Raw genomic sequence first — 18,530 nt, 5'->3', positions numbered from 1 at the left:
AGCCGAATTCTCGCCGGACCGCCCGCGCTCGAGCGCCGACCGATTAGCGCCGGTGCTCGAGTCCCGCTGGCCACCCCACTCGCGTGCGACCGCTCGAGACCAATCCCGTCCGCTCGAGTCTCGCCCAACCCGGTTCCCCGAGTGAACACGATCTGGAACCGACGAGAGCCGACGACTCCCCGAACCCACGATCCGACAGGCGAACACAGGCCAGTCGCTTTTCCCTCCGCTCGAGATAGCCACGCACATGAGCAACGACGGCCCGAGCCGCGACCGCGCACAGGATCGCGCCGAGTCCCGACAAGCAGAGCGCGCCGACAGCGCCGAATCCATCCTCGAGTCCGTCGAACGCGACCTTGGCAGTCTCGAGTATCCCGTCTCGAGCGAGGAACTCGCCGCGGAGTACGCGACCGATCCCGTGGATATGCCCAACGAAACCGAGTCCCTCGGCAGCGTCTTCGACCGACTGGCCGGCGAGCAGTACGACTCGCCCGAGGAGGTCCGCGAGGCGGTCCACGGCGAGGTCACCGGCGAAGCCGGTAGTCCGAACGAGGCCAATCCCGAACGCGACCTCTCGAGTCTCGACGAGGAGGCCCAGGGCTCTCCCAGCGAGCGCGGGGGTGACGCGCTCTAAGCCACCCCGTCGTGGCTGTCCGGACCCACTACTCGCTGGGTCGTCCAGACTCGCTCGAGGCACTCCCCGGACGCTATCGACGGGCCGTTCAGTCGCCCGATTCTGATAGCAGAACGGATTTACGTCACCGTCGCCTGGTTTCGCGTATGGATTACGAAGCGAGCCTCGATCGAGCGATGGACGACGTACCCGACATCGCGGGCAGCGAAGAGCGACTGCAGATTCCCGACGCCCAGACCCAAAAGGACGGCGCGTTCACCCGATTTACCAACCTGGGCGAGATCGCGGACGTCCTCTCTCGAGAGGACGAACACCTCCACCGATTCATCCAGCGCGAAATGGGGACCAGCGGCAAGTTCGAGGACGGCCGCGGTCGCTACAACGGCACCTTCTCCGAGCGGGACTTCAACATGGCCGTCGAGGCCTACGTCGACGAGTACGTCCTCTGTTCGGAGTGTGGCCTGCCGGACACGCGCCTCGTCCGCGAGGATCGCACCCCGATGCTTCGCTGTGACGCCTGTGGTGCCTTCCGCCCGGTCACGAAGCGCTCCTCGAGCAGCCAACAGCAACAACAGGCCGAGGCCGTCGAAGAGGGCAAGACCTACACCGTCGAGATCACCGGCACGGGCCGCAAGGGCGACGGAGTCGCCGAGAAAGGCAAGTACACGATCTTCGTCCCCGGCGCGGAGGAAGGCGACGTCGTCGAGATCTACATCAAGAACATCTCCGGAAACCTCGCGTTCGCTCGCCGCGAGTAATCGAATCTCCCTTCCGCTCCGTTATTCTCTCTGCCGTTTCCCTGCACTCACTTTCGCTCCGCTGTACTTCCCACCGTCTCGCCGTTCGCCCGTCCACCCCGCTGCACTCTCGAGTCTCATCCTGTTCGAGACGGATTCATCGCCGGATACCCAGCGGTAGCTAACCGCGAAATTAAAGGTAGATTGGGCTAGTCACATAGCCGTGGGAGTATCGTTCGACCTCTTCGGGACGCTCGTCAGCGCCGAGAAGCCAGCCGATCCAGCCGCCGCCGTCGCGGCCGAACTCGAGGCTCGCGACGTGACCGTCCCCGACGACTGGGCCGACGCGTACGCGGAGGCCCACGTGGACGCCCCCGAGGGCGCGGAGATACCGCTCCCGGCACACGTCTCGAGAGCGCTCGCGAGTCGCGGCGTCGACTTCGACGGAAACGCGCCGCGTCGGGCGGTCGTCTCCGCGTTCGATCCGACGGTCGAGACCAGAGACGGGGCCGAGGCTGCCGTCGAGGCCGCCCGCGACTACGGGCCGGTTGCGATCTGCTCGAACTGCAGCGTTCCCGAACTGGTCGGTCGCACGCTCGTTCGCTCCGCGTTCGACCGATCGGACTTCGACGCCATCGTCACGAGCGTCGGCTGTGGCTGGCGAAAGCCCGCGCCCCAGATTTTCGAACTCACCGCGTCCCACCTCGAGACTCCTCCATCCAACCTGATTCACATCGGTGACGACGCAGACGCGGACGGCGGCGTCGAGACCGTCGACGGAACGCCGCTGTTGCTCGAGGAACACCCGCTCGAGACGATTCCGGCGGCACTGGCGACACGACGATCACCGAAGTCATGACGCCGACGACTATCGAAGACACGACGCGTTCGACGGAACCGACTCGAGAACGCGACTCGTCGTCGACCGACGCAAACTCCCGGTGGCTGGGATGTTGACGACGATCGCGTTGTTCGTGCTGGCGTTCAGCCTCGACACCCTGATCGGCGAACCACCGAACGCGCTCCATCCCGTGGCCTGGTTCGGCCGTCTCGTCGCGCGACTCGATCGCACCGACGCCGAGAGCGAACGCGGCCAGCGACTGGTCGGCGTCGCGATCGCACTCTTCGCACCGTTGGCGCCAGCGTTGCTCGCCGGAACGATCGTGCTCGCCCTCCTCGCGTACTCGCCCTTTCTCGGAACCGTCGCCGCCGCCGTCGTGCTCTTCGTTTCGACGAGCCTCCGCTCGCTGCTCGAGTTGACGCGAACGGTCGTCGACGCGACGGAACCAGCCACCGACGGCGAACCCGACGCCCTCGACCCAGCCCGCGACCAGATTCGCGGGCTCGTCGGTCGGGATACCACCGATCTCTCGGCTGCCGAGCTCCGGAGCGCGGCCGTCGAGAGCGTCAGTGAGAACCTCGCGGACGGGCTGATCGCCCCGCTCTTGCCGTTCGCACTCCTGGCACCGATTTCGCTGCCGGCTGCGGCCGCCGCCGCCGCGTGGGTCAAGGGCGTCAACACTCTGGACTCGATGCTCGGCTACCCGTCGAAACCCCACGGCACCGCGAGCGCACTGCTCGACGATCTCGTCATGTGGATTCCGGCTCGATTCGCGGCGCTCACGATTGCGATCGCTGGACGTAACGCGTTCGCCCTCGATGACGCTCGACGCTGGGCACGCGCCCCGCCGTCGCCGAACTCCGGGTGGCCGATGGCGACGCTCGCCTGCGTCCTCTCGGTCCGACTCACGAAGCCCGGCGTGTACGACCTGAACCCGCACGCCGACTTGCCGACTCTCGAGGACGGCCGGCGCGCGGTTCGAGTCGTCGCCACGGCCGGCGTCGTCGCGATCGTCGCCGCGATCGTCCTCGCACTCGCCGTGACGAGGGCGCTCGAGGGCGACGCGCTCGAGTACGAACTTTCCGGCTCGTCTCCCCTCTTGCTCGCACTCGACTCGTTCGTCCTCGAAACGGTCCTCGAGGTGGTCCGGTGAGCTCGTCACCGAGTGCTGCCCTCAGAGGTGCACTCGCGTTTTTGACCCGACTGCCCGTCACCACGCGCGAGGGCGACTGGAACGCGTTTCGCGCACGGCCGGTCGTCTTTCCGATCGTCGGCGCAATCGCGGGCGCGATCGCAGCGATTCCGCTCCTGGCAGCAAACGCGCTCCCCGAGCCAACGATCGCGCTCGGCTACCTGCTCGCGGTCTACGCCGTCACGGGCATCCACCACCTCGACGGCGTCGCCGACCTCGGAGACGCATTCGTCGTTCACGGCGACCCGGCCCGAAGACGCGAGGTGCTGAAAGACACCACGACTGGTGTGGGGGCCCTCCTCGCCGTCTCGCTCGCCGTCGCCGGCCTCGCGCTCGGGGCCCTCGGAGTCGCCGCCCTCCCCCTTGCCACTGCGGTCGCCGTCGTCGTCGCCGCCGAAGTCGGCGCGAAACTCGGGATGGCCGCGATGGCCTGTGGCGCTCGAGCGAGCCACGACGGAATGGGCAGTCAGTTCACGGCGAAAGCAGCCCCCCATTCGTTCGCCGCGCCCGCCGTCGCAGCCGTTCCCGTGGTCTTCCTCTCGTGGCCGGAACCGGTCGCCGCCACGGCGCTACTGGGGGCCACCGCCGGGGCGTGTCTTCCTTGGCTGTGGGCGAGACGACACCTCGAGGGAGTCACCGGCGACGTCTTCGGCGCGGCGAACGAAATCGGCCGACTCGCCGGGCTCCACGCGGGGGTGATCGTGTGGACGCTCTTGTGATGTGCGGGGGGAAGGGAACCCGCCTCGAGAGTTCTCACGAAAAGCCTCTCCACTCGATCGACGGCGTCGCGATGGTCGATCGCGTTTACCGGGCCCTCGAGCGGAGCCGAATCGAGACGGTGTACGCCGCCGTCTCACAGAACGCACCCGAAACGCGAGCACACCTGGAAACCGACGCGACGCTTACGACTATCGAAACGGCGGGCGACGGCTACGTGTCGGATCTCGTGTCCCTCCTCGAGCGCCCAGATATTTCGACGCCGGTTCTGACCGTCGCGGCCGACTTGCCCGCGCTCGAGGCCGCTTCGATCGACCGAATCCTCGAGCGACACGCCGGACGCGACGCCTCCCGAACCGTCTGCGTTCCCGTTTCCCTCAAACGACGACTCGGCGTGAGCGTCGACTCGAGCCTCGAGTCGCGCGAGCACCTCACGCCGACGGGGGTCAACGTCGTCGGCGATACAGCGACTGAGCAGACCATGACAGACATCCACTACGATCCACGCCTCGCGATCAACGTGAACCGACGTGAAGACGCGCGGGTTGCAACGCGCTTCCTGCGCTCCGACGAACCGAATCCAGAGACCTCTGGTACCGCGAGGAGCTCGGAGGGGCCCTAACGTGCGCCTCTTGCTCCCCGCTGGAACCACCGAGACGGCGCTCGTCGACGGGATCAGCGCGGCCGGCGCGACGCCCGAGTTGATGAAACACACGCCCTCGGCCGACGCCGAGATCCTCGCCTACGGCCAGCCCGTAGCAGCTCCCGTCACCCCGGTGAGTCCGAACGGCTGTCCGACGCCGGCGGCCGTCACGCGGGCCGTCCGCGAAGTTTGCGAGTTCGACGTCTCGATCGTCGACGCGGGACTCGCGGAACCGACGGCGGCCCCGACCGTCGACCTCGGCGTCGATCCGGGCGCTGACATCCGAGAATCAACCCCGGTACCCGACGCGGCGTCGATCTTCGACCGCGCAGCGACCTACGCCTCGAGCCTGCCGGACGACGACCTCGTCATCGGCGAGACGGTCCCCGGCGGGACGACGACCGCCCTCGCCGTCCTCACTGCTCTCGGCGAACCCGCCGCCGTCTCCTCCTCGCTCCCGGCCAACCCGATCGAGCGCAAACGCCGCGTCGTCGACGAGGCGCTCGAGGCGAGCGACCTCCGTTCCGGCGGGCTCGACGGCCAGCCCCTCGAGGCCATCGAACGAATGGGCGATCCGGTTCAGGCGACCGTTATGGGACTCGTGACGGGTGCGCTCGAGGCCGATATCGACGTGACGCTCGCCGGCGGCACGCAGATGATCGCCGTCGCCGCCCTCCTCCGACACGCTGGGCTCGAGGGGCCGCTCTCGATCGCGACCACCTCGTTCGTCGCCGACGAGCAGGGAGATCGACTCGGCGAGGCCTGCTATCGACTGAACTGCGAGTTGACGGTGACCGATCCCGGCTTCGACGAGCGCGAGCACGTCTCGATGGAGCGCTACTGCGCCGGCGAGGCGAAGGAGGGCGTCGCGATGGGCGGTGCGCTCTCGCTCGTCTCCGAAGATCGACTGCCGACGGTACTGGACCGATTCGAGGTCGTCTGCGACCGGCTCGGGATCGACGACGAGCGCGCACGGCCGCCGACGGAGGGAGAGCGTGGATCCTGAGTCCATTCACACGGGCGAGCGCGTCCCACACGGCGGCGAACCCGACCAGCAAATTCTCGACTTTTCGGCGAACACGAACCCGAACACGCCCGCGGGCGTCTCGAGCGTGTACGAGGACGCACTCGAGGAGTCCCGCCGGTATCCCGACGACGAGTACTCGGCGTTTCGGGCCGCTGCGGCCGAGTTCGTCGACTGCGAACCCGACCAGGTGATTCCGACGCCCGGCGGACTGGCCGCGATTCGCCTCGCGATGGAGTCCGCGCTCGAGCCCGGAGAGACGGCCGTGCTCCCCGCCCCGAGCTTCGGCGAGTACGCCCGCGAAGTGCACCTCCAGGGAGCGACTCCCGAGTTCGTCGCCCACGACGAACTGCTGGCGGTTCCAGCGGAACGACTCGAGACGCACTCGCTTGCGGTCGTGTGCACGCCGAACAACCCGACCGGCGAAGCGGCCGACCCCGACGCACTGGCTGCGTTCGCGGCCCGCTGTGGCGATAGCGACACGACGCTACTCGTCGACGAGGCGTTTCTCGGCTTCACCACCCTGCCGTCGGCGGCGACGCTCGAGGCCGAGCACGTGATCGTCGCACGCTCGCTGACCAAACTGTTCGGGCTGCCGGGGCTGCGCGCGGGTTTCGCGGTCGCTTCGGGGCAGAACCGAGACGCGCTCGAGACGGCCCGTCGCGCCTGGTCGCTCGGCACGCCGGCCGCACGTGTTGGAGCATTTTGCTTGCGACAGGACGAGTTCGTTCGCGACACGCGCGAACGCGTCGAACGCGAGCGCGAGCGACTCCGCGAGCACCTCGAGGGGCGATTCGACGTCTCTCCCTCGGACGCGCCCTACCTGCTCTGTGCCGTCGACGACCGCGGCGGTAACGCCGAGAGGGTTGGTGACGCCGAGGCCGTGTCCCCCTCCGACGCGGATGACGCCGTCGAGGCGCTCGTCGAATCCGCTCGAGCCGAGGGCGTGGCGATCCGCGACGCGACGACGTTTCGCGGGCTCGATTCGCACGTTCGCGTGGCGATCAAAGACCGCGAGTCGAACGATCGATTGCTCGAGGCGCTGGGGTGCACTCGAGGCGGAGGAGAACCGTCGAGCGATGTGGCCGACGAGAACGGCAGCGTATCCTCGACCGATGGAGAGACGCGCGAATGACGGGCGACGGCGCGTACGACGCGACTCGCAGCGACGGCGTGCTTCGGGTTCACCGGCCCGAAACCGAGTGGCTCTCGACTGGCTGGAACGGCGGCCGACGAGTCGCGTCGGCTGCGTACAACGTGTCGGTCCCGGAGGGGTGGAACCGAACGGACCTTGAGGCGTACGTCGACGAGCGCCTCGAGGGCGCTGGCTTCGACACTCCGCTCGAGGCCCCGGTTTTACTCACCGGCGTCGATCAGGACGACGCCCGCGGCGCGCGCTGTGGCTCCGTTACGGCTTACGCAACGGCCGGCATCTCGAATCCCGCCGCGTTGCCGATGGCCGACGACGACGCGTCGACTGTCGATCACGGCGCAGACGATGTCACCTCGAGCGTCCCGCCCGGTCGCGGCACGGTCAACGTTGTTATCGGGACCACTCGGGCACTCGAACCCGGTGCGCTGGCGAACCTGATCGCCGTCGCTGCGGAGGCGAAGGCGACGACGCTGCTCGCGGAAACCGGCTTTCCGGGGACGACGACGGACGCCATCGTCGCCGGACACGATCCGACGGGCGAGCGCGTCGCGTTCTCCGGAAGCGGTACCGACGTCGGTGCGGCGGCGCGCGCCTGCGTTCGAGACGCCGTACGCGCCGCGCTCGAGGCACACTACGATGACGGTGACCACACCCTCCCCGAATCGGTTGCGGAGGCTCCCTACGGCGTCTCGACCGACGGACGGGCGACCGTCTTCGATCCTGCCGACGACTGCTGACGATCCGACAGACGGCTCCTGAGCCGAGCGTCTCGAAACGTTAACCCGCTTCGCCACGAACGATTCTCCGATGAGCGAGGACGATACCGTCGACCCGTCGGCGATCCGCTCGATCGCACTCGCGCCGGCGGACGTCGTCGACGCGTTCGCGTACACGCAAGAGAATCCCGGCGCGGCCGTGCTTCGCGTCACGCCGCCGTTTCACGGGCGGATGCGCGCCCGAATCCACGTGTTTCGAACCGACGACACCATGGTTACGGGTGCGATCCACCTCTCGCCCGAATCGGTTCTCGAGGAGCGCGCCGTCGCCGACTATCCCGACCTCGAGTCGACGCTGGAGGCGGCCGACGCCGACGAGACGGACGCCGTCCGAAAAGAACACGCGGCGGCCGTCGAGGCGTGGCAAGAACGCGCTCGCGAGTCGATTCGCGAGCGAGTGACACTCGAGACCGACGAGGGGAATCAAACGGTCGACCTCAAACTGGTCGGGTAGCATCACTGTCGAAAACCGCGCCGGACCAGTCTCCATTCTCGAGACTGTCACAAATTCTGTTACCAGTCTGGGTACCATCTCTCGAAGTCCACAAATCAGTCTCGAGCGAGTCGCTCCGATCTGTTGAATTAGTTCGGGACACCTCTCCTGTCGCACACTTTCACTTTCACTCCGGCTGGATCGCATTAAGGTACCTCCCGTCACATCCCCCTGTATGGCACTGATCGCAGCGACTGATCGACACGACCGACACGATCGTTACGACGCCGACCCGGGCCGTGAACCGACGGAGCGACGTCGAATCGACGTCACCGACATGCACGCGGCGGGCATCGAGGAGTACGTCGCATCGAACGTCGACACCGACGCGGTCTCGCTCGAGCACCGCGGTGCACGGACGTTCCTCGTGCTCGAGGAGTGAACTGCGGCTTCGATCGAAAACAGTTCGCACAGCCAGACGCACTCGAGGGAAGGGCTAGCCTGGCTGAGTGGACGTGGAGTCAGAACGTAGACGTGAGACACGAAACGGCCGAATCCGATGGGGGTCGGATGAGGGGGCCAGAAAACGGGGGATTGGTTGGGTGATGAACCGGTAGTTCGAAGCCCGGGACGTTTCGACGGTTAGAGTCGCTGGAGTCTGATTTCGTCGTCCGTAATCTCGTCGACGTGCGCTTCGTTGATGTGGTACTGTTCCATCCCGTCTGTAATCTCGCGGTCGCGCTCGAGCCGAGATTTGATCGCGTCGGACATCTCCGGACCGGGTTCGACGTACGCGATTCCCGCCTCGACGTCTCGAACGACGCCGATTTCCTGTCGGTTCGTATCGAGGACTCGTTTCCCCTCGTCGTCGACCGTCAAATTAGCACACATCAGTTGACGGTACCTTCTCGAGAGTAGAATACGACGGCCTTTCAGTTGCCGGTTAGACTCGAGTAGACGACGGTCCGGTGCCCGAAAACCGATATCACTAATCGGCCGGCTGCGAGATGCCCGACGATGAAACTCGCACGAATCGCGACTGAGGATGGGACAATCACCGGACGGTACGAAGACGGCGTCGTCCACGGCGACGACGGCGCGTACGAAGTCGGCTCTGAGGGCGAACTGTTGGCTCCCTGTGAGCCCTCGGCGCTGTACTGCGTCGGCCGAAACTACGCGGCGACGCTCGACCAGATGGAGTACGAGCGACCCGACGAACCCGACTTCTTCATCAAACCCCCCGCGTCGGTGCTCGGCCACCGTGATCCGATTCCCTATCCCGAGTTCACCGAGGAACTGACGTACGCTGGCGAACTCGCGGCCGTCATCGACGAACCCTGTCACGACGTCTCGAGAGCCGAGGTTTCGGACGTCGTGCGCGGCTACACCATCATGAACGACGTGGACGCACTCGACCAGCAGGGCCGAACGGCGCGAAAGGCCTTCGACGGCTCCGGGCCGCTCGGGCCCTGGATCGAGACGGCCGTCGACCCGACGGCAATCGACATGTGGACCGATGTCGCCGGGGAGCGACGTCAGGAGGCGAACACCGAACTAATGCTGTTCGGCCCCGAGGAAATCGTCTCGTACCTCTCTCGGCGGTTCACCTTCCAGCCCGGCGACGTTGTCGCCTTCGGTAGCCCGGCGAACCCGGGGCTTCTCGAGCCCGGCGATACCGTCGAAATCACCTACGAGGGCGTCGGAACGCTGCAGAACACGGTCGCGTCCTCGAGTGACTGACGACCCCTCGTCGGCGAATCTTGGGGTCCCTTCCTCGAGCCTCGCCGCCCGGGTGTCGAGCACGCAGGGAGAAAGGCACTTGAGTTCGCTGTCCCTCCGTCAACTCGTGAGCGCGAACGCTACGCGACGCGTCGAAGTCTACCCCGACCGTGAGGTCGTCGTCGAGTTCGATCCCGACCTCACCTTCGAGTGTGTCGAGGAGTGCACGTGGTGTTGTCACCACGGCGTCCTCCTCTACGACGACGACCTGATCGGCCTCGCCAAGCGAGCGAACCTCGCCGAGACGACGACCGACTTTCGCGGCGAGAAGTTCGTCACTCGAGAGGAAAAGGGACGAGACGACCACGTCGCCGAGGACGGCTGTGCGTGTGCGTTCCTCCGCGAGGACGGCCTCTGTACGCTCCACCTCGAGGAAGACTGGAAACCGACGCGATGTTCGGTCTTCCCGCTTTCCGTCTGGCTCGAGGATGGCGACCTCCACGTCGACATCCGCGAGTCGGCCCACGAACACTGCGAGGGACTCGATGTCAGCGACCGCAGCGTTATCGACAATCTCGAGGCCTTTTTGCCCGAAATTCTGTGGGAGCTCGACGACCCCGATTCGAACAGAGAACTGTAGTATTCTTGATTCGAATCGGCGAAACGGAGAGTATTACAGAAAAGGAACTGGTAGTCAGAGAATTGAGTAGTGTCGGAAATCAAACAAATCCTGGTGCGTTCTGGCGTCGGGGTGGGGTTGCGACTGCCAAACCGGGCGACATACCTTCGTGATGTGGTATCACGCCTCTCCAATGGTTTAACCGTCTCGCGTTCGTAGGTAACCTGTGACAGAAGACTCCGGGCGTCGGAATCTCCGTATGCCCAACAGCGATGAAGTATTCGCCGTCGTAACCGAACATCTGGGCGGAAACCACGTCCAACTCCGGTGTGAGGACGGCAAGGAACGCCTCGGCCGCATTCCCGGACGAATGAAATATCGGACGTGGATCGAACAAGACGACATCGTCGTCGCCGAACCCTGGGACTGGCAAGACGAGAAGGCGACGATCGAATGGCGATACACCGGCCAGGACGCAGATCAACTGCGTCGCGAAGGCCACATCGATTGATTCTCGGCCTCGGTCACTGAACGATACTTCTCCGCGCACTCTCCAGTCTGCTCGAGCGAACGCTCCGCCTCGAGAGAGCCAGCCCACCTCACCGTAAACGGGAACGACACCTGCAAGCGTACCGCTCATCACTCGCTGTCTCGACCACTGAGTAGATGCATTCGCTCGCTGGCGAGTCCGTCGTGATAATCGGGGCCGGCGTCGGCGGTCTATCCACGGCGTGTCACCTCGCCGACGCCGGTGCAGACGTTCGCGTCATCGAGAAAAACGAGCAACTCGGCGGGCGGGCGAGTCGACTCGAGGCCGAGGGGTTTCGCTTCGACATGGGGCCGTCGTGGTACCTCATGCCCGACGTCTTCGAGCGCTTTTTCGCGGAATTCGATCGAACTCCCTCGGACTACTACGAACTCACGCACCTCGACCCGCACTACCGACTCTTCTTCACCGACGGCGATCGGATCGATGTCACGCCCGACCTCGAGCGAACGAAAGCCGTCTTCGAGTCCTACGAGGCCGGTGCCGGCGAGGCGCTCGAGCGCTATCTCGAGAAGTCGCGGGCGAATTACGAGGTCGGGATGGAACACTTCGTCTACGAGGACCGAACCCGGCTTCGGGAGTACGTCGACCGCGACGTGGCCCGACAGGCCCGCGGTCTCTCCTTGCTCGGGTCGATGCAAGATCACGTCGAGGGCTACTTCGATCACCCAAAACTGCAGCAGGTTATGCAGTACACGCTCGTGTTTCTGGGCGGTTCGCCAACCAACACGCCGGCGCTTTACAATCTGATGAGCCATGTCGATTTCAATCTCGGCGTCTGGTACCCCGAGGGCGGGATCGGGGGCGTCATCGACGCGTTCGTCGACCTCGGACGCGAACTGGGCGTGACCTACGACACCGATCGACCGGCGACCGCGATCAAGGGCCGTGAGGGTGGGTTTCTCGTCGAAACGAGACGGGGTCCACTCCAGTCCGATCTCGTGGTCTCTAACGCGAGTTATCCCCACACTGAACAGGAACTGTTACCTCCCGAACGCCGCGGCTACGACGCCGACTACTGGGAGTCACGAACCTACGCACCATCGGCGTTCCTCCTGTACCTCGGCGTCGAGGGCGACCTTCCGGAGCTAGCACATCACACGTTGGTTCTCCCCACCGACTGGCACGGACACTTCGAACAGATTTTCGACGACCCCCAGTGGCCCGACGACCCGGCTTACTACCTCTGCGCGCCATCCAAAACCGACGAGACGGTCGCCCCCGACGGCCACAGCGCCATGTTTGTCCTCGTTCCCGTCGCACCCGGCCTCGAGGACACGCCCGAGATCCGCGAGGCGTATCGGGATACGATGCTCGAGCACGTCGCCGCGACGACCGGTGTCGACGTTCGCGACCGCATCGTCTTCGAGGAGCGCTTTTGTGTCGAGGACTTCGCCGATCGCTACAACAGCTACGAGGGAACGGCGCTCGGGCTGGCACACACCCTTCGTCAGACCTCGCTCTTCAGGCCACCGCATCGGGCGAAGGGTGTCGACGGGCTCTACTTCGTCGGGGGCGACACTACGCCCGGTATCGGCGTCCCGATGTGTCTCATCAGCGGCCGACTGACCGCCGAAGCGATACTCGAGGACCACGCCCAATCGCACTCGCCGTAACCGATCGAGGACTGCTGCGCTATGAAATCGACGACTACAGGCGAGAGACGCCCCAGATCACGGCTGTCGTACTTGCTGACACTCTCACGCCCGCGATTCTGGCTCTACCTCGCTGGGCCCGTCCTCGTCGGGGTCGCGTACGCAGCGCCGTCGGTCGACGAACTGGTCACGCCCGTCACGGTCGCGTTGTTCGCCTACTTCCTCGTGCCGGCGAACGTCTTCCTCTACGGAATCAACGACGTTTTCGATCGCGAGATCGACGCCGCGAATCCAAAGAAAGAGCGGAAAGAAGCCCGCTACCGAGGGCAACGAATCGTTCCCGTCGCCGTCGCCGCTAGTGGGCTATTAGCGTTGGGACTCGTCCCGTTCGTCCCGCGTGCCGCGTGGCTCTGGCTGGCCGTCTTCGTCGTTCTCGGAGCGGCCTACAGCGCGCCACCGATCCGTCTCAAGACGACGCCGTTCCTCGATTCGGTTTCGAACGGACTCTACATCGCCCCCGGCGCAGCGGCGTACGCCGCCGTCGCGGGTGTTCACCCGCCTGCCCTCGCCGTCCTCGGCGGGTGGCTGTGGGCCATGGGCATGCACACCGTCTCGGCCATTCGCGACATCGATCCCGACCGCGAAGCGGGAATCGAGACGACCGCGACCCTCCTCGGCGAAGGCAGGACCTACGCCTACTGCACCGGCTGCTGGCTCGCGAGCGCGCTCGCGTTCGCCTCGCTGGATCTTCGCCTCGGTGCGCTCGTGGCCGTCTATCCCGCCTTTCTCGTCGGTGTCTGGTACTCGAGCGTCGCCATCGACCGGGCCTACTGGTGGTTCCCGGCCGTTAACACCGTCGTCGGGGCGCTTTTGACGATGGGGGGCCTCTGGAGACTCCTGTAAAGATGGATACGACGGACCACAACAGTCGGGAGCGGGGACTCAGGACGACCGTCCAGCGACGACTCGAGACGATCGTTCGCGAGAACCGAGTGACCATCGCGTTTGTCTTTCCCGTCGTGGGTGCGCTGACGCTGATCGCCAGTGCCGAGGGGTTGTTGCCGGAGCCGCTGGCGTACAATCCGTTGTTGATCCTCGTCGGAACGGCGGTCATGCGCTCGCCGCTCGTCGTCGGCATCTTACCTCGAATCGGGTGGCGAGCGCTCGCCTGTCTGGGCGTGCTGACGGCGTACACCTACGCGATCGAACTCGTCGGCGTCTGGACGGGCTGGCCCTACGGCACCTTCGAATACACGATTCAACTCGGGCCGATGCTCGTCGATACCGTCCCGCTCGCGCTGCCGTTGTTTTTCATTCCGCTCGTGTTGAACGCCTACTTACTGACGCTGCTCGTTCTCGGCGAGTGGAGTCGACAGCCGCTCGTTCGGATTCCCGTTGCGATCGGTTCCGTCGTGGCGATCGACCTCGTGCTCGACCCCGCTGCCGTAGCGATCGGCTTCTGGGAATTCGTCCCAGCAGGGGGTTTCTACGGCGTCCCGCTCTCGAACTATCTGGGCTGGGTGCTCTCGGGAACCGTTGCCGTTCTCCTCGTCGATTTCGCGTTTAATCGGTCCTCGCTACTCGAGCGCGTCGAGCGCTGTGAGTTCGTGTTGGACGATCTGGTGAGCTTCGTCCTGTTGTGGGGGACGATTAACGTCGTCTACGGAAACTGGGTGGCAGCCGGAGTCGCGGGGCTGTTCTGTGTCGGCCTCTTTCGGACGGAGCGCTACGACCTCGAGATGCTGAAGGCCGCGCTGTCCGATCGATTGGGACGATCTGCCAACGAGCCGTCGCGGTAAGGCGACTGCTTGGACAGCCGTATCACTCGAGTCACTGTACTGATCAGCCGGCCTCAGCGCTCGAGTCGAACTGAACCGGTGAAAAACGGCGTTGTCGAAAACGGGTCGGTTAGACTCGCGTCTCGAGGACGTCGGCGACCGCCTGTGCGATCTCGGTCCCGTAGCGTTCTCTGGACTCCTCGTCCTGGCCGATCCAGATACCACAGCGGGTCGCGAGTCGGTTGGCCAGGGTCTGGTCGCCGTCGACGCGGTACTCTCCGGTGCCGAGAACCGCTTCGTACTCGGCATCCTCGAGGACCTCGTTGATCGCGTCGCGGATCTCGATCCGGAACGATTCGGGAGCCTGTCCGCCGACCTGGATCACCGGATCGCAGGTTCCGTGGAACGCGATCGCGTACTCGTACTCGTCCTCGCTGACCTCGGCGAGCCCAGGGTAGGAGGCCTCGGCCATGTTGTAGGATGGGACGTACCAGCGGACGAACGCGCCGCCACCGTCGCGGTAGCCGCGGGTCCCCCAGTGGGCGACCTCGCCGTCGAGGTCGTCGACGACGGTTTCGGCTTGCTCGTCGGTGTGGGGCTGGACGTCGCCGCCGTGTGGCGAGAGGACGATCGCGTTCGCCCCGGTCGCGTTGACGACTTCGACGTACTCGTCCTGTTCTTTGGCTTCCTCGACGGACGCCTCGGTGTCGACGACGGCCGGATCGAGTTCGACCTCGATCTCGTCCTCGTCGTTGATCGGAGCGCCCCCCTCCGGTCGCGGGCAGATGACCCGACAGTCGCCGATGTCCTCCCACTCGACGTTCTCGAGGTCGAGTCGGGCACGAGCCAGTTCGTTCGCGAACGCCCCACGATCCGTGTCGTCTTCGGCTCGACGAACCGTGTAGACTGCGTACTCGTCGTCCCCTCGTCGGACGCGAACCTGTTCGCCTGTCATCCGCCCGGCGTCGTTCAGGGCGTCCGAACTCGCCGTGAGATAGGTGAACGTCTCGTCGTCCGTCTCCGACTGCGATTCGAAGCCGAGCGCGACTCCAGTCGCCTCGCCGTCCCTGTCGACGGCCTGATTATCGACCGACTCCACGGAGTCGTCTCGAGCACTCGCTTCGTACGCGGCGATCGCCCCACCGAACAGGACGGGAGCACCGGCCAGCCCAGCCATCGTTTTTCGCCTCGATACCGCACGTTCGTTCTGTTTGTCACCCATACACCAATATCCTCTCCCATACGTGTTAAAAACATCGGTTTGAGTATTGAAAATAACTGTTTTGGATGGGTCTATTTGCCGTAAAACGCGTATTCTCCTTCGGACGATGGGGTGTCAGTCGTCGCTCGGTAGCTGCGAGGATGCGTGTCGTGACCTCTCTTGTGGCGATGGTTCGGCAACGGGTTGGGGGGTCGTCGGACCGTCGAACAACTTCACCGGCTCGTCGGTCGCTTTGCGGGCGTCGATCGCGACCTCGAGGTCCCGCATGAAGTCGGCGACCGTATTACCCATGACGAACACGGGCTGCTGGCCGGCGAGCATCTCGTCGAGGACGATTCCCGCGTCAGTCGTTGCGTCGTGGACCGTCACGGGGAAGGCAGCTTTCCGTTCGAAGGCGTCGGTCGTCTCGCCGGCGACGTGGACGCGCTCGAAGACCGGATCGTCCGCTCGATACAGCTCGTTCAAGTAGTGCAGGAACGAGACGGTTCGACCGCGACGATCGCCGCGGAGATAGAGAAACGGGACGATCTGGTCCACCGAGGGATCCTTGGAAAACAGCGCCTCGCGGATCATCTCAGTGCTTTGAACGTCGTTGACCTCTGCAGCGTTGTAGACCCGACCGGTGGAGAGTCGCGTCCACTCGACGTCCATCTTTTCGCGGTAGACGGCCAACTCGTCCGCGGAAAGTGGCTCCTCGTCGATCGCCTCAAGGATCTCGTTCAGCGCGTAGATCAATTCGATACCGGGGATCCGTTCGTGCTCGGACGGGACCGAGACGTGACTCACCGTCGCGCCGCGACGGGTCGCTTCGGTTTCGATGTACTCGCGTAGCGCCGGATCCTGCTCGGCGTTGACGACGTGGGTTCCCTCGGGAATCGACCGAACCAGTCCGCGTGCGACCTCGTAGCGGTCTGTTCCGAGCGTCGACAGGTGATCCTCGCGAACGTTGCTGAGTACGAGCACGTCCGGTTTCGCAAAGCGGGAGTTGAACTGCCGAGTCGTGTACGGAGAAATCGCCTGGTTTTCGACGACCATCGCGTCTTCTGGCGTGTGCGAGCGGATTTCCCGCTCGTTCTCGTAGAGGCGAACCAGTCCGTTCCGGTCGATCGGTTCTTCGACCCCCGAACGGACAGAGACCGGGTTGTTTCCCGTGATTTTCGCGTAGACATCGTACTCTCGACTGTGGAGGACATCGTGCATCCACCGTGTGAGACTCGACTTGCCGCGGGTTCCCGAGACGACGATTTTCGCATCGATCTCCTCGAGTCGCCGGGAGTGAGCGACGCCGGGGAGAACACGCTGTAGGAACTGCTCACCGGCGCGTTTGATCGTCTTGACGATGCTTCGATCTTCTTCGATTTGAGACGGGTTCGTCGGATGTTGTTGACTCATGAAAACATACCTCTGGCGTGTCGTTTCGAAACTGCTAGGCGACGTCCCTCGAGTGTCAGGGTCCAGTAGATTCCGAGGGAAATTGCGGCTGCGAGGACGGTTAGTTCGACGGTCGTTGGTTCCGTTAGTACGCCCGCTGACGTCGGCTCCACGAACAACCGAGTGCCGACGAGAAGGGCGGCGAACGTTCCGACCGAGAGGCTGACCGATGCCAACCGTTCGGCAGGGGCTACCCGGTGGAAGTTGTACGCGCCGACCCCAGCTAAGAGCACGACGAAATACAGCGTGAAACCGGTCACGACGGGCGCTATCGACGCGACTAGCGCGCCGACCGTCATCGCCGCGATCAGGCCGACGCTCAACAACGCGCGACCGTAAACGAGCGTGCTCGCGTTGACGAGCGTGATCGTCGCGTAGACGATCACCAGCGCGAGGGCGTAGACGCCGATCGCCCACGCGTTACTGAGCGACAGCGCGACCAGCAGTGGTATCGCGATAAGGCCACCCAATCTGACGCCCCATCGAGAGTTCGCCCACTCGGCTACGAGCAACCCCGCGCCGAGAAGGAAAAGCATCCACAACTGACCCAGGACGGCTTCGGTTCCGGGCGTGCCACGCACCGCCTGGCGGAACTGTGCGATGTCGGAGGCGGGCGCAAACAGGATCGACGCGATCCCGCTCTCGAGTTGCGTCGCGATCGTCGGGTTGACGATCGCGGCGCCGAACGCGATCAGTCCCGCCAGGAGACCCGCGCTGTAGAGTACGTCCGCGCGGCGTTGGTCTGCGTCGAGTTTGTGGTAGTTGTACGCCGCAATTCCCGGAAGGATCGCCCCGAAGAACGCGATTTCGACGGCAGATCCGAAGACGTTCCAAGATCCGAACAGCGCGAAGGATCCGACGGGGACAATCGCGCCGACGAGAAGGCTCGTTACGAGCAGTTGCCGCCCGTGGACGAGCGTCCGCGATCGGATAATTCCGACCAGGTAGTACGCGACGACGCCACTGACGAGGAACAACGGAAGTGCAGCGAACGAATAGAGCGAATACACCGCCAGAAGCGGAACCACGATCACCCCGCCGAGGCGGTACCCGGTCTCCTGGGTGATGATACTCCCGATTACGAGTCCAAGAATCGTCACAGCTGCTGCAGCGAACATTACCGGAGAAGCCTCTCGAGGTCCTGACAGACGTGCACCAATCGTTCCCGTTGCCGACGAGTATGCGATAACCCCGTCCGGCGGCACCATCCCCCGCTATTGCCTGCGACTGCTCTCGACCGAACACACCCGAATGGATCGGACGTTCTCGATCCTATCACCTTCAGCATCAACAACTCGTTCGCTTCTCCCCTGTTTAACTATCATCTAGCTAGCAATTCATTGTGTGCCTCGGAAGTGATTACAGCAGCAATATATCGTTGTTGTCCTCGAAATACTGCGAAGAGATCACATTCGGGAAAATCAGCCTCCCCTCGAACGTGTCTGGTGTTGTCGCGAACGCCCATCCGT

The 18,530-nt window shown here is 64.6% G+C and carries 21 protein-coding genes; 17 read left to right on the top strand and 4 right to left on the bottom strand.

Going from position 1 to position 18,530, the window contains the following annotated elements:
- The first annotated feature begins 247 nt into the window (after positions 1–247).
- The 11 genes from BB347_RS09800 to BB347_RS09750 all read left to right on the top strand — a co-directional run bounded on the left by BB347_RS09800 (position 248) and on the right by BB347_RS09750 (position 8,592).
- On the top strand, positions 248–634 hold the full coding sequence (locus tag BB347_RS09800; RefSeq protein ID WP_076581008.1) for a DUF5789 family protein: 387 nt from the start codon (positions 248–250) through the stop codon (positions 632–634).
- 146 nt (positions 635–780) lie between these two features.
- Positions 781–1,392, top strand: coding sequence for a translation initiation factor IF-2 subunit beta (locus BB347_RS09795; protein WP_076581007.1), 612 nt, complete (start codon positions 781–783; stop codon positions 1,390–1,392).
- Between the two features lie 202 nt (positions 1,393–1,594).
- Positions 1,595–2,230 carry an HAD family hydrolase gene (locus tag BB347_RS09790; RefSeq protein ID WP_076581006.1) on the top strand — a complete coding sequence of 212 codons (636 nt, stop codon included), beginning with the start codon at positions 1,595–1,597 and terminating at the stop codon, positions 2,228–2,230.
- Between the two features lie 91 nt (positions 2,231–2,321).
- Positions 2,322–3,365, top strand: a complete 1,044-nt coding sequence (cbiB, locus tag BB347_RS09785; protein ID WP_076581004.1) for an adenosylcobinamide-phosphate synthase CbiB — start codon at positions 2,322–2,324, stop codon at positions 3,363–3,365.
- Positions 3,362–4,123: an adenosylcobinamide-GDP ribazoletransferase gene (gene cobS / locus BB347_RS09780; protein WP_076581002.1), complete on the top strand. Its 762-nt coding sequence runs from the start codon at positions 3,362–3,364 to the stop codon at positions 4,121–4,123. The genes cbiB and cobS overlap by 4 nt, the downstream gene beginning before the upstream one ends.
- The gene (locus tag BB347_RS09775) at positions 4,123–4,743 is read left to right on the top strand and encodes an NTP transferase domain-containing protein (RefSeq protein ID WP_076581000.1); all 621 of its coding nucleotides are present in this window, start codon (positions 4,123–4,125) and stop codon (positions 4,741–4,743) included. Before cobS ends, BB347_RS09775 begins: the two co-directional genes overlap by 1 nt.
- A 1-nt stretch (position 4,744) precedes the next feature.
- Entirely contained in the window at positions 4,745–5,770 is a 1,026-nt protein-coding gene (locus BB347_RS09770; RefSeq protein WP_076580998.1) for a nicotinate-nucleotide--dimethylbenzimidazole phosphoribosyltransferase, read from the top strand.
- The gene (locus BB347_RS09765) at positions 5,760–6,923 is read left to right on the top strand and encodes an aminotransferase class I/II-fold pyridoxal phosphate-dependent enzyme (RefSeq protein WP_076580996.1); all 1,164 of its coding nucleotides are present in this window, start codon (positions 5,760–5,762) and stop codon (positions 6,921–6,923) included. Before BB347_RS09770 ends, BB347_RS09765 begins: the two co-directional genes overlap by 11 nt.
- Positions 6,920–7,678 carry an adenosylcobinamide amidohydrolase gene (locus BB347_RS09760; RefSeq protein ID WP_076580994.1) on the top strand — a complete coding sequence of 253 codons (759 nt, stop codon included), beginning with the start codon at positions 6,920–6,922 and terminating at the stop codon, positions 7,676–7,678. Before BB347_RS09765 ends, BB347_RS09760 begins: the two co-directional genes overlap by 4 nt.
- Before the next feature lie 70 nt (positions 7,679–7,748).
- A complete protein-coding gene (locus BB347_RS09755; protein WP_076580992.1) occupies positions 7,749–8,171 on the top strand; it encodes a hypothetical protein in 423 nt (140 codons plus the stop codon).
- A 214-nt stretch (positions 8,172–8,385) separates the two neighbouring features.
- The gene (locus BB347_RS09750; RefSeq protein ID WP_076580990.1) at positions 8,386–8,592 is read left to right on the top strand and encodes a hypothetical protein; all 207 of its coding nucleotides are present in this window, start codon (positions 8,386–8,388) and stop codon (positions 8,590–8,592) included.
- 200 nt (positions 8,593–8,792) lie between these two features.
- On the opposite strand, the gene BB347_RS09745 is transcribed toward BB347_RS09750, so the two are convergent.
- On the bottom strand, positions 8,793–9,029 hold the full coding sequence (locus tag BB347_RS09745; protein WP_236995937.1) for a hypothetical protein: 237 nt from the start codon (positions 9,027–9,029) through the stop codon (positions 8,793–8,795).
- A 138-nt stretch (positions 9,030–9,167) separates the two neighbouring features.
- Between BB347_RS09745 and BB347_RS09740 the strand changes: the two genes are divergently transcribed.
- The 6 genes from BB347_RS09740 to cruF all read left to right on the top strand — a co-directional run bounded on the left by BB347_RS09740 (position 9,168) and on the right by cruF (position 14,429).
- A complete protein-coding gene (locus BB347_RS09740) occupies positions 9,168–9,890 on the top strand; it encodes a fumarylacetoacetate hydrolase family protein (RefSeq protein ID WP_076580986.1) in 723 nt (240 codons plus the stop codon).
- A 106-nt stretch (positions 9,891–9,996) separates the two neighbouring features.
- Positions 9,997–10,509 (top strand): YkgJ family cysteine cluster protein, encoded by a 513-nt coding sequence (locus tag BB347_RS09735; protein ID WP_076581695.1) that lies wholly within the window; start codon positions 9,997–9,999, stop codon positions 10,507–10,509.
- Positions 10,510–10,714: 205 nt separating this feature from the next.
- Complete coding sequence (locus BB347_RS09730) at positions 10,715–10,999, top strand: translation initiation factor eIF-1A (RefSeq protein WP_076580984.1); 285 nt, start codon at positions 10,715–10,717, stop codon at positions 10,997–10,999.
- A 155-nt stretch (positions 11,000–11,154) separates the two neighbouring features.
- Positions 11,155–12,651, top strand: coding sequence for a phytoene desaturase family protein (locus BB347_RS09725; RefSeq protein ID WP_076580982.1), 1,497 nt, complete (start codon positions 11,155–11,157; stop codon positions 12,649–12,651).
- Positions 12,652–12,672: 21 nt separating this feature from the next.
- Positions 12,673–13,533, top strand: a complete 861-nt coding sequence (locus tag BB347_RS09720) for a prenyltransferase (protein ID WP_076580980.1) — start codon at positions 12,673–12,675, stop codon at positions 13,531–13,533.
- 2 nt (positions 13,534–13,535) lie between these two features.
- Positions 13,536–14,429, top strand: a complete 894-nt coding sequence (cruF, locus tag BB347_RS09715) for a bisanhydrobacterioruberin hydratase (RefSeq protein ID WP_076580978.1) — start codon at positions 13,536–13,538, stop codon at positions 14,427–14,429.
- Between the two features lie 109 nt (positions 14,430–14,538).
- On the opposite strand, the gene BB347_RS09710 is transcribed toward cruF, so the two are convergent.
- From BB347_RS09710 to BB347_RS09700, 3 genes are all read right to left on the bottom strand, one after another.
- Complete coding sequence (locus BB347_RS09710; protein WP_168170942.1) at positions 14,539–15,585, bottom strand: poly-gamma-glutamate hydrolase family protein; 1,047 nt, start codon at positions 15,583–15,585, stop codon at positions 14,539–14,541.
- A 159-nt stretch (positions 15,586–15,744) separates the two neighbouring features.
- On the bottom strand, positions 15,745–17,022 hold the full coding sequence (locus tag BB347_RS09705; RefSeq protein WP_076580974.1) for a Mur ligase family protein: 1,278 nt from the start codon (positions 17,020–17,022) through the stop codon (positions 15,745–15,747).
- Positions 17,019–18,179 carry a poly-gamma-glutamate biosynthesis protein PgsC/CapC gene (locus BB347_RS09700; protein WP_076580972.1) on the bottom strand — a complete coding sequence of 387 codons (1,161 nt, stop codon included), beginning with the start codon at positions 18,177–18,179 and terminating at the stop codon, positions 17,019–17,021. Before BB347_RS09700 ends, BB347_RS09705 begins: the two co-directional genes overlap by 4 nt.
- Between the last annotated feature and the right edge of the window lie 351 nt (positions 18,180–18,530).

It is taken from the genome of Natronorubrum daqingense (assembly GCF_001971705.1).
Taxonomy (GTDB): Archaea; Halobacteriota; Halobacteria; order Halobacteriales; family Natrialbaceae; genus Natronorubrum; species Natronorubrum daqingense.
This window is presented reverse-complemented; position numbering and strand designations above follow the sequence as displayed.